At 63.1% G+C, this 11,790-nt stretch carries 10 protein-coding genes; 9 read left to right on the top strand and 1 reads right to left on the bottom strand.

The annotated features are described in order from the left end of the window. Window positions 1–9: 9 nt before the first annotated feature. Entirely contained in the window at window positions 10–1,941 is a 1,932-nt protein-coding gene (locus B015_RS0123610) for an ABC transporter substrate-binding protein (RefSeq protein WP_245262256.1), read from the bottom strand. 122 nt (window positions 1,942–2,063) lie between these two features. Between B015_RS0123610 and B015_RS0123615 the strand changes: the two genes are divergently transcribed. From B015_RS0123615 to B015_RS0123650, 9 genes are all read left to right on the top strand, one after another. Then, window positions 2,064–3,017, top strand: a complete 954-nt coding sequence (locus B015_RS0123615; RefSeq protein ID WP_018430220.1) for a LysR family transcriptional regulator — start codon at window positions 2,064–2,066, stop codon at window positions 3,015–3,017. A gap of 252 nt (window positions 3,018–3,269) precedes the next feature. Further along, window positions 3,270–4,190 (top strand): ABC transporter ATP-binding protein, encoded by a 921-nt coding sequence (locus B015_RS33925; protein WP_245262257.1) that lies wholly within the window; start codon window positions 3,270–3,272, stop codon window positions 4,188–4,190. After that, the gene (locus tag B015_RS33930; protein ID WP_018430222.1) at window positions 4,187–5,143 is read left to right on the top strand and encodes an ATP-binding cassette domain-containing protein; all 957 of its coding nucleotides are present in this window, start codon (window positions 4,187–4,189) and stop codon (window positions 5,141–5,143) included. Before B015_RS33925 ends, B015_RS33930 begins: the two co-directional genes overlap by 4 nt. 43 nt (window positions 5,144–5,186) lie before the next feature. Next, entirely contained in the window at window positions 5,187–6,398 is a 1,212-nt protein-coding gene (locus B015_RS0123625) for an alanine racemase (RefSeq protein WP_018430223.1), read from the top strand. 189 nt (window positions 6,399–6,587) lie between these two features. Beyond that, a complete protein-coding gene (locus B015_RS34095; protein ID WP_267321273.1) occupies window positions 6,588–6,716 on the top strand; it encodes a hypothetical protein in 129 nt (42 codons plus the stop codon). A 5-nt stretch (window positions 6,717–6,721) separates the two neighbouring features. Next, on the top strand, window positions 6,722–8,278 hold the full coding sequence (locus B015_RS32285) for a serine hydrolase domain-containing protein (RefSeq protein ID WP_198292876.1): 1,557 nt from the start codon (window positions 6,722–6,724) through the stop codon (window positions 8,276–8,278). Window positions 8,279–8,305: 27 nt separating this feature from the next. After that, entirely contained in the window at window positions 8,306–9,907 is a 1,602-nt protein-coding gene (locus tag B015_RS0123640; protein WP_018430226.1) for an ABC transporter substrate-binding protein, read from the top strand. Window positions 9,908–9,920: 13 nt separating this feature from the next. After that, window positions 9,921–10,910, top strand: a complete 990-nt coding sequence (locus B015_RS0123645) for an ABC transporter permease (protein ID WP_018430227.1) — start codon at window positions 9,921–9,923, stop codon at window positions 10,908–10,910. Next, the gene (locus B015_RS0123650; protein ID WP_018430228.1) at window positions 10,903–11,790 is read left to right on the top strand and encodes an ABC transporter permease; all 888 of its coding nucleotides are present in this window, start codon (window positions 10,903–10,905) and stop codon (window positions 11,788–11,790) included. Before B015_RS0123645 ends, B015_RS0123650 begins: the two co-directional genes overlap by 8 nt.

Below are 11,790 nucleotides of genomic sequence, written 5' to 3' on the forward strand. Positions count from 1 at the left end.
CCCTGCCAATCAGTTGTTGGCCTTGGTCACCGGGTAGAAGTCCCAGGCGCCGTAGAGGATCATGTTGTCGACATAGCCGTCGATATTGCTGCGCGTGACGACGAAGCCGAAGTCCTCCCAGAGGAACTGGGTGGTGGCGTAGTCGTACGACATCTCCTGGAGCTTGGCGTAGATAGGCTCGCGCACGGCAGGATCGTTCGAGGCCCAGGCCTCATCCAGCAACGGCTTGAACTTCTCCGCCATCAGGTCGCGATAGCCCTGGCCGACCATGCCGCCGACCAGACCGGTGGGCGAGAGGTAGTAGGATGCCGCGCCCAGCGGGCCGCCCGGATCGGAATAATCAGGGCCCCAGCCCATCACCGTCAGCGGTGCTGCCGGCTTCTCGCGATTGTTGAGCTTGTCGGAAACGGACGCCCATGGCAGCGCCTGGATCTGCATCTTGAACTTCGGATTGATACGCGACAGGCCCATCTGCAGCGCTGACAGCGCTGCCGTCAGCTGCGGGTTACCCTCGGTCACGTAGGCGGTGAAGGTGAAGCCCACGTCCCAGAGCTTGCCGTCGAACGCCTTCTTGAAATGTTCCTCGGCCTTGGCGGGGTCGTAGCTGTAGACAGGCGAATCCGCGCGATAGCCCATGATGCCGCGCACCGTCGGACCACGCGACTGCACGGTCTTGCCGAGCAGCACCTGATTGATCAGGGCGTCGTAGTTCTGCGCGTAGTTGAAGCCCTTGCGGACGTCGATGTCGGCGAAGAAGTCCGGTGGGATGCCCTTGCCGTCCAGCTTGCCGCTGCCGATGGCCGGGTTGTCGTTGTCGTCGAGCGGCCAGGCAAAGAAGATGCCGCGCGAGAACACTTTCTGCAGCCCGTCGATGACCTTGACGCCTTCGGTCTTGCTCAGCTCGTCGATAAACTCGACCGGCGCCGCAACGAAGTCGGCATCACCTGACAGGAGCTGCAGGCGCCGCGTCGTCCACTCAGGCACGGTGCGCATGACGACGCGCTCGAGCTTGGCTGGGCCCATGAAGTAGTTGTCGAAGCGCTTCAACGTGATGCGGCGGTCGGTGCGATCCCACTCCTCGAGCATGAATGGACCGGTGCCGTTTTCCTCGGCGAACAGCGGGTTTGCGCCGAGTTCCGGACGATAGTGAGCCTTCCAGGTGTCGCCGGAACCGTCCCAGCCGCCAACCGAAGCGACCCACTCCTTGTCGACGATCGAGGTGCCGAAAGGCAGGGCGATGACGCCGAGCGTTGCCGGGAACGACTTGGGCAGCTTGAGCGTGACATTGTCGCCGTCGACGACGATCTGCGACGCAAGCTGGTCATAGACGGCGCGCAGCGTCTCGGGCGAGGCGTCGTTGACGGATTTGACCTTGCCTTCCGTCTCGACCCACTTGGCTATGTCAGTGTATTTGCCGGCGGTGATCACCTCGGTGATCGCGTTCGACATCCAAGACTGGCCTTGCAGGATGGCGCGCAGCAGCGAGTAGCGCACGTCATCAGGCGTGATCTGCCCATAACCCGGCTCGATGGCCGCTTTCTGAGCGTCGGTCAGCTTGTCGTAATATTCCCAGGTGATCTTGCCGTCGGCGCCCTTGACGCCGACCTTGTGGGCAAAGACGCCCTTGCGGATCGGAAAGGTGTAGCTCACCGAGCCGTCGTCGCCTTGCTTGATCAGGCCGTTTTCCAGAGACGGCACCTCGGTCGACAGCGACGGCACGAATTCGGAAATCTTCGAACCATTGAAGTTCAGGAGCCGGCTGTAGATGTTCAGCGAGCCATAGGAGCTCGGCGTGTTGGCGATGTAGGCTGGATCGAACGACTGGATGTCGTCGGTCCACATGAAGACGAATGTTCCGGGATTCTTGGTCTCGGCCATAACAGGTGCAGCCGTCATGGCAAGCCCCAGGCCCATAGCCAACGCTAAGGCTAGTTTCATCATCGTTCCCTTCTGGTGGCGGAGGAAGTTTTCTTCTTCTCGTTACGGGAAGGCTAGAAGAGCGCTTGCCGTCCTGTCCAATGTGTAGATAGGATCGGTTATGCAAAAGACGCATGAGGTGAGGCATGGAGCTGCAATGGCTCGAAGATTTCCTGGAAATCGCTGCTACGCGGAACTTCTCTACCGCCGCTGCCGCACGAAACATTTCCCAGCCGGCCTTCAGTCGCCGCATCAAGTCTCTGGAGAACTGGATCGGCACTGACCTCATCGATCGCAGCACCTATCCCGTGCAGCTGACCAGGGCAGGCAACATGTTCCTGCAAGGCTGCCAACGGCTGGTCCGTGATGCCTACCGCCTGCGCACCGACTGCCGCAACGTTGCCGGCGCCAGCTCGCAATTGCTGACCTTCACGTCGCTGCACACGCTGGCGATGTATTTTTTCCCGCGCTGGATCAGTTCGCCGCTGATCTCGCGCATGCCGCTTCGCACGAGCATGCATGCTGCCGACTTCCTCGAATGCGTCGACCACCTGTGCTCGGGCCAATGCGATTTCGCCATCACCTATGACCACCCCGATGGGCCGCCAGTGCTTGAAAATGGGCCTTTCGAGTCCCTGCTCATCGGCAAGGACCGGCTGATGCTGGTTTCAGGAACAGACGAAAGCGGCCGTGCGCTCTATGACATCGACGTGCCCGAAAGCGCCGAAATTCCCTATCTCGCCTACTCCTGGAGTGACGGTTACATCGGCAAGCTGACGTCGCTGATCCAGTCGCGCTGGCGCCGGCCGCTCAACCTCAGCACCGTCTATCAGTCGGGCCTGGCGGATGGGCTGAAGCACATGGCGGTGGCCGGCCGCGGCGTGGCCTGGCTACCCCAGATTTGCGCCGGCGAAGCCATCAAGCAAGGGCAGCTTATCCAGATCGGCGGCCCTCAGATGTCGCTCGAAATGGAGGTCAGGATATTCAGGCGCACCGGGTCCGGCAGCCATGATGGCGAGGCGCTGTGGCAGCATCTCAAGCAATGCGCCGAGCTTCCCCAGTATCGGAACAGCCTGGAGCCGGCTTCTGACGCAGCCTGAAGCAGCTGCCACGTCGCCGAAGTCGATATGCGAAGACAGACGATGCAATGCGTGACACGCATAGTTTGCGCGCAATATGCCCTGACGCTTTGATTTCCCTCGCTTTTAGGTCGAACTCAGAAAGTCGACAGATCCCCACCCGGCGGCCGTCGACCTTTCCGGCACCTGCCGGCCTATTGACAGCAACAGGCCCCGTTGCCTTCGATGGCGGCATCCACGACCCACCAATCGCAGATGCGGGTATATGTGCCGATGACATCCACCGAAGCCAACCGATTGCCGCCAGATGTGATCCTGTCGGTAGAGAATCTCGAGGTCTGCTTCGCCGCCAGAGCAAGAAACAGCGTCCGTGCGGTACGCGGGGTGTCGTTCTCGATCGCCCGGGGTGAAACCTTGGCGCTGGTCGGAGAATCGGGATCGGGCAAATCCGTGACCGCCATGACCATCATGCGGCTGACGGAACATGATGGCGCATCGATCACCGGCGGCCGGATCATGATGCGCTTCAAGGACGGCAACGTCGCCGATCTCGTCAAGCTTTCCGAAAAGCGCGTCGAATCCCTTCGCGGGTCCGAGATTTCGATCGTCTTCCAGGACCCTATGTCGAGCTTGAATCCGGTGTTCACCATCGGCGACCAGATTGCCGAGGCTGTTACCCACCACCAGGACAAGACGCCGGATCAGGCCCGCCAGATCGCGCTCAATACGCTCAAGCTGGTGCGCGTTCCCGATGCCGAACGCCGCCTCGACCAGTACCCTCACCAGCTCTCCGGCGGCATGCGCCAGCGCGTCATGATTGCCATGGCGCTGGCCTGTCGCCCGTCGCTGATGGTCCTCGACGAGCCGACGACAGCGCTCGACGTCACCATCCAGGCACAGATCCTCGATCTGGTGCGCGCCTTGCAGCAGGAGATCGGCATGTCGGTGCTGTTCATCACCCATGACATGGGCGTGGTCGCCGAAATCGCCGACCGGGTCTGCGTCATGCTGAAAGGCGAGATCGTTGAGACGGGTTCGGTCTACGACATCTTTGCAGCGCCGAAGCATGCCTACACCCGCGCACTCATCTCGGCGGTGCCCCGTCTTGGCAGCATGAAGGACAAGGACGCGCCGGAGAAATTTCCGCTGGTCGTCTACCAGCCCGAGCCCCTGGCTGTGGAGGCCGCACAATGACAGCCCCCTCGCGCGTTGCCGGCGACCGCCGCCCGCTCGTCGAAGTCCGCAATCTGGTTACGCGTTTCGATCTCAAGGCAGGTCTGTTCGGCCATGTCTCGGGTCGCGTCCATGCGGTGGAGAATGTCTCCTTCGACATTTTTCCTGGCGAAACGCTCGCTCTTGTTGGCGAATCCGGTTGCGGAAAGTCGACGGTCGCCCGCAGCATCATGCAACTCGACAAGCCACGCTCCGGCTCCATCCGTTTCGACGGCGTCGAGCTTGTTGGCGCCCCAAGACCGGTGCTGACGCGCTTCCGGCGTGAAGCGCAGATGATCTTCCAGGATCCGTTTTCGTCGCTCAACCCGCGCATGACCATCGCCCAGTCGCTGATGGATCCGATGCGGGTCCACAAGCTGGGCTCGGCGGAGGCATTGCGTGCCCGTGCTGCCGAGTTGCTTGCCAAGGTCGAGCTCTCGGCGGAGCATCTGGAGCGCTATCCGCACGCGTTTTCCGGCGGCCAGCGCCAGCGCATCTGCATTGCCCGTGCCCTGGCGCTCAACCCGCGCCTCATCGTTGCCGATGAGGCGGTCGCTTCGCTTGATGTGACCATCCAGGCGCAGGTCATCAACCTTCTGATGGACCTGCAGCGCGACATGCAGATCGCGCTTCTGTTCATCAGCCACGACATGGCCGTGGTCGAGCGAATCGCACACAGGGTCGCGGTGATGTATCTCGGCGAAATCGTCGAGATCGGCGATCGCCGCTCGGTCTTCAACAACCCGCAGCATCCTTACACCCGCAAACTCCTGTCGACGGTTCCGGTCGCCGATCCCAAGTTGAGGCCGGAGCTGCGACAGCCGATGTCGGACGAAATACCGAGTGCCTTGCGGGCACCGGATTTTGTCCCGGTCGAGCTTCCGATGCTGCAGATTTCCTCGACCCATTTTGCAAGACAGGCTGCCGCGACCTGACGGCCGGGCCGCCAGACCAACCTCCAGATCGAGAATTCCGAAAATGGCCACTTCCGAAGTATCGCGGCCGCCTGCGGCGGCCGGCGCGGCAACACGCGTTCACGACAAGCCTGCAACGAACGGACTCAGGCGCTCCCTTCCCGCCGACCTCCCCACGCCCTACGTCGAAGTCGACGCGTTGCGGCTCGAGCGCAACATGCGCGTCATGCAGGACCGCGCCAATGCGGCAGACGTGGCCCTGTTTCCGCACATCAAGACCCACAAGAGCGTACACATCGCCAAGCAGCAGCTCCAGCTCGGCGCGAGGGGCATCACCGCATCCAAGCCGAGCGAGGCTCTGGTATTTGTCGAGGCCGGCATCCCCTCGATCATCGTCGCCTACCCGATCGTCAGTGCCGGTTCGCTCGATCGCCTGCTGCCGGCGGTAAAGGCGCATGGCACCGAGCTGCGCACGATCGCGGCAAGCGAAACAGGCGTTGACGCGCTGTCAGCCGCTGCCATGCGCCATGGCGTCGAAATCGGCGTATTCCTCAAGGTCGATGTCGGCCTCGGCCGCGTCGGCGTGAAGCCGCACGACCCATTGGCAGTGGCGCTGTGCCAGCGCATCGTTGCTGCAAAAGGCCTGCACTTTGCCGGCTTGCTTTCACATGCCGGCCACGCCTATGCAGCTGCCAACCGCGCGCAGTTGGCATCGATCGCCAACGACGAAGCGGCCTCGCTATCGGCACTCGCCGAACAACTGCGAAGCACGGGAATCGCCGTCCCCTGCATATCAGTCGGGGCCACGCCGACCTGCCTTGCCGCCCCGCTCCCGGCCGGCGCTCAATGCATCCGCCCCGGCAACTACGTGTTTCTGGATGGCACGGCACTCAGGCTGGGCATCTGCTCGGAAGACGATCTGGCGCTGTCGGTCGTTGCCCGCGTCGTGGCCGCCAACGAGCATCACTTCATTGTCGATGCCGGCTCGAAGAGCATGAGTTCGGATCGTGGCGCTCATGGCCTGGGCGGCCCCGGCTACGGCATGGTGGTGGCCGTGGACGACAATACCGACGGGCAAGTCTGGACGCTCGAGCGTCTTTCCGAAGAGCACGGCTTTGTATCTGTCGCCGGCCGCCCGCTGCCTCTTGGCAGCCGGGTCCGCATCTTTCCCAACCACTCCTGCGCCACGATCGCCAATTTCGATCGATTTACCCTGCGCCGTGCCGACGGCGAAGCCGTCACTCTCCCTGTCGACGCCCGCTCCGGCCAGACCTGAGCTACCGGCGTTGGAAGCACTTTCCTGATCACTGCAGGATTTAGCGTTTACGAAAATTATTGACGTATAGAAAAATACGACTTACCGATTAGGCAACAAGAAACCGGGAACTGGAAATCGAGAGGAAGCGTGGGGTTGCTCCTGCGCCGAGGGATGTCGTGCGCGCTGCGCCGGCCGGGAGGCAAATTCATGCACAGCGAACACCACAGGCACCTTCCGGCGCGCATATTCGGCGCGGTCCTCTGCCTGTTTTCCGCCACCGACCTTGCCAACCGCCGGGCGGGAAGCGCCTCCACCAGCATCATCACCGAGGAATGACGACCATGACCAGGGCACCCGCCGATTTTGCCAAGCGCATCGACGCATTGTTCAGCGAGTTCACCGGCCCTGAGATGCCAGGCGCAGTCGTTGCGGTCACCGAGAACGGCCGCGAGATCTTCGCCAATGCCTATGGTCTCGCCAACATCAACAACGATGTACCGATGGGACGAAAGACCATCATCCGCATCGGCTCGCAGACCAAGCAGTTCACCGTCCTGCTGATCCTGATGCTGGAAGCCGAGGGCAAGCTCAGCCTGTCGGATGAAGTGCAGAAGCACCTGCCTTACGTGCCGCGGCTCGAGCGGCCGGTCACGCTGGCGCATCTCGCGTCGAACACGTCGGGCTTCCGCGACCATCTCGAAGCCATGATCTTCGCCGGCATGTCGATCTTCACCCCGTCCGACCGGCAGACCGGCCGTGATGTTATCGCCCGCCAGGACGCGCTGAATTTCAAGCCCGGCAGCGCCATGACCTACTGCAATGCCGGCTTCTTCATGCTGTCGGAGATCATCGAGCAGATCGAGGGCGCCACCTTCAACGAGGTGCTGCGCAAGCGCATCACCGGTCCGCTCGGCATGGACGACACATCGCTTCTGATCCGCGACGGCGCGGCGATGAAGCGGCTTGCAGCGCATTACACCAAGCGTACGGAAGGCTGGGCCAACCTCAACTGGGGCCTCGATCTCGGTGGCGAGGGCGGCATGATCTCGACCCTCGATGACATGATCGTCTGGCAGCAGAACCTGTTCGATCCCAAGGTCGGCACTATCGAGATGTACGAACGCATGGCCACGCCTTGCGTCTTCGACAATGGCGCCACCGGCTTCTATGGCCTCGGCCTTGTCACCGACGTCTATCGCGGACGCCGTGCAATTGGCCATGGCGGCACGGTCGCCGGCGGCAAATCGGAATCGACCCGCTTCGTCGATGATGGCTTCGGCGTCGTCATCATCGCCAACAACGACCAGGTCGCCTCCTTCGCGCTTGGCCGGCGCATCGCCGACATCTATTTCGGCGACAAGTCGCCTGCACCCATCGCACTTGCTCCCGGTCGCTATCGCCAGGAAGGCGGCCCCGACGTCTTCGAGATCGTCGCCAAGGACGGCGTGCCGACCTTCCTCAACTCCGGCGGTGTCGGCGGTTTCGACTTCGGTCATGAAGGCGGCGCCAAACCCGAACGCGCCATCACCGATCTGGTGCTGAGCCCGCGCGCCGACGGCAAGGTCGACGGCATGTTCTGCGGCACGCCGCGCCTTTATACACCGCTTCCGGCAAACGCCACCGCCGCCCGCCCGCTGGCCGGGCACTACACCAACAAGGCCCAGGACCTTGAGGTCGAGATTTCAGGCGATGCCCAGCAGGGCGAATTCCGCCTGCGCTCGGGTCTGGGCGCGATGTCAGCCCCCATCGTCGCGGCCGACAGCGATCTCTGGTTCCTGCTCCAGCCCGGCACCGACATGCGCCCGGGCCTGCCCTGGAACGCAACGCTGAGCGTAACTGCCGACGGGTTCGAAATGAACTCGGACCGGATCAAGAAACTGCGCTTCACGCGCGCCTGACCAATAATCATCACGGCGAGGTCCACCATGTCTCTGAAGAGCCTTTCTCCCAAGGAATTCGACGCATTGGCGCGCGACTACCTGCGCCAGGCGACCCTGTCGCGGCGCAGCTTCCTGGCGGGTGCCGCGGCCTTTGCCGCCGCGACCGCCATTGGCCTGCCCGGCGATGCTTTGGCGCAGCAGACCGGCGGCACGCTGCGCGTCGGCCGTTCCGAAGAGCCCGATACGCTCGATCCGCACAAGACCACGCTGTCGGTCTCGTCGACCACGATGGACCTGATCTACGAGCCGCTGGCGCGCATGAGCCTTGAGGGCGAAGTCGTGCCTGGCCTCGCCGAAAGCTGGGAATTCTCCAACGACAACAAGACGCTGACCTTCAAGCTGAAACCCGGCATCACCTTCCATGACGGCACGCCATGCGATGCCGAGGCAGTGGCCTGGACGGTTGCGCGTCACCTCGCGCCGGAAGCCGCCTCCCCGAGCGCCTTCTTCCTCGGACCGCTCGAAAGCGCCGAGGCCGTCGATCCGCTCACCGTTGCCTATCATTTCAAGGAACCGTTCGTGCCGGTCTGGGTCGGGCTCACGCTGGGCTATTCCGCGCCTGTCTCGCGCAAGGCGGTCGAAGCGTCCGGCGACCAGTACGGCCGCAATCCTGTTGGCGCAGGCCCCTTCCGCTTCGTCTCGTGGTCAACCGATCGCGGCATGCGGCTGGAGCGTTACAATGATTACAAGGCAACCACGCCGGCGCGCATCGATGCTGTCGAGTTCTTCCATTACCCCGAGGATTCGACGCGCCTCGCCGCGTTTGAAACCGGCGAGATCAATGCCATCTATGGCGGCTCGTCCGTTCCTCTGGACAGCGTCCGTCGCCTGCGCGGTAACCCGGATGCGGTGCTGCTCGAACGTCCTGCCCAGATGATGCGCGCGCTCGTCTTCAACCAGAAGCATGCACCCTTCGACAATCCCAAGGTACGTCAGGCCTTTGCCCATGCCATCGACCAGAAGCGCCTGATCGCATTTGCGCTCGACGGCCTTGCCGTGCCGGCAACGTCACCGGTGGCCAGCGCCATTCCCGGCTATTCCGCCAAGACTGCCGAACTCAGCTACGGCTACGATCCCGAAAAGGCCAAGGCCCTGCTGGCCGAGGCCGGTGTCGGCAGCGGCCTGAAGGCCACGCTGGTCGCCAATGACACACCGGTCATCCGCCGTACCGCCGAAGTCGTGCAGGCACAACTGCGCGAGATCGGCGTCGAGATCGCCATCGAGACGCTGCCGATCGCACAATGGGCGGCACTCACCGCCAAGGGCGGGCAGGACATGGTGATCAGCACCTATTCCTACACCGACGCCGACATCCTCTATCCGGTGCTCCACACCAAGGGCGCGCTGAACCGCGCCTTCCACGAGAACCCGGAGCTAGACGGCATGATCGCCGAGCAGCGCGTCACCTCGGATCCGGCGGCGCGGCAGGCACTGCTCGACAAGATCCAGGCCAAGGTGGTGACCGAAGCCTACTGGAAGCCGCTGTTCGAGCCGCTCAACTTCGCGGTCGTCTCCAAGGACGTTGTTGACGGGCAGATCAATGCCGGCGGCGAGCTGCGCATCGACCTGCTCGGCATGTCGTCATAGTCCGCGCCACAGAATGCTGAGGCTGATCGTCTCCAGGCTGCTCTATGCCTGCGTCATCCTGCTCGGGGTCATCCTTGTGGTGGCCTCGCTGGTCAAGCTCGTGCCCGGCGACCCCGTCGACGTGATTGCGGCGGGCAATCCCGGCATGAGTGTCCAGGACATGGACGGCCTGCGCGAGAAGATGGGGCTGACGCGTTCGGTGCCGGAGCAGTTCGTCACCTATCTCGGCCATGCCATCCAGGGCGACCTCGGCATGTCGATCCGCCAGGGCGTGCCGGTCAGCACGCTGATCGCCGAGCGTCTGCCGGCGACGGCCGAACTGGCCTTCTGGACCTTGCTCGTCGCCTTCGCGATTGCCCTCCCATTGGGCATCGCCACGGCGCTGAAGCGCGACAGCTGGCTCGACTACACCGGCACCTTCATTGCCGTGCTCGGCGTGTCGATGCCCGGCTTCCTGCTGGCGGTGCTGATGATCCTGTGGTTCTCGATCGAGCTGCGCTGGCTGCCCGCATCGGGCTATCGCGGCTCGGCACTTGCCGCCCTCGGGCGCGCCGTGGTCGAGCGCGATGCCTCGATCTTCTGGAACGCCTTCCGCTACTTTATCTTGCCGTCGATCTCGCTCGCCTTCGTGCTGGTCGCCGTCAATGCGCGGCTGATCCGCTCGGCCATGCTCGAAGTGCTGCAGCAGGACTACATCACCTTCGCCACGGCCAAGGGTGTGCCGAGGCGAACCATCATCCTGCGCCATGCCTTGCGCAATGCGCTGCTGCCGATCGTCACGCTTGCCGGCCTCCAGATGGGTGCCTTGCTGTCGGGAACCGTGGTCATCGAAACCGTGTTCGCCTGGCCGGGCATCGGCCGCCTCGCGGTCGATTCCATCCACGTGCGCGACTATCCGATCATCCAGGCAGTGGTGCTGATCTCGGCGATCCTGTTCATCTCGCTCAACCTGATCGTCGACATCCTTTACCGCTTCATCGATCCGAGGGTGCGTGATGAGTGAGGCCGCTGTCATACCTGCCGCCAAGGGCGAGCGCCGTTTCCTCCGCAGCCTCGGCCGCAGCGTCAAGGGAACGACCGGACTGGCACTGATCGGCATCATCGTGTTCTGCGCCATCTTTGCCCCCGTTATTGCCCCGCATGACCATGCCCAGCAGGTCATCGAATGGCGCTATGTGCCGACGGCCTGGCAGGACGGCGGCAGCCTGACCAACCTCTTCGGCGGCGACAATATGGGCCGCGACATCTTCAGCCGGACTGTCATGGGCGCGCGCGTCTCCGTTCAGGTCGCGCTGATCGTCGTGTCGATCGCACTGGTCGTCGGATCGCTCCTCGGCGCGCTGGCCGGCTATTTCGGCGGACTGATCGACACCATCATCATGCGGCTGGTCGACTTCCAGCTCGCGTTCCCGTTCCTGTTGCTCGCGCTGATCTTCATGGCGGTGCTCGGCCCCGGCTTTGCCACGCTGGTCATGGCCCTGGCCTTCGCCCTGTGGATCAACTTCGCCCGCATCGTCCGCAGCGAAACCATGCGCATCCGCACCCTTGATTATGTCGACGCGGCCACCACCATGGGCGTGTCGCAGCTCCGCATCATCTTCACCCACGTCCTGCCCAACGTGCTGCCGGCGGTGCTGGTGGTGGCCACGCTCGACATCGCTTTGGTCATCATCTCCGAGGCAGCCCTGTCGTTCCTCGGCCTCGGCGTGCAACCGCCCACCGCATCCTGGGGCGTCATGATCTCGGAAGGCCGCGACTTCCTCTACGAGCAGCCTTGGATCGTGATTGCACCCGGCATAGCCGTGCTGATCTCGTCTGTCGGCATCAACCTGTTCGGCGATTTCCTGCGCGACTATTTCGATCCGCGACTGGAGAGGATGTGA

It is taken from the genome of Hoeflea sp. 108 (assembly GCF_000372965.1).
Classification (GTDB): Bacteria; Pseudomonadota; Alphaproteobacteria; order Rhizobiales; family Rhizobiaceae; genus Aminobacter.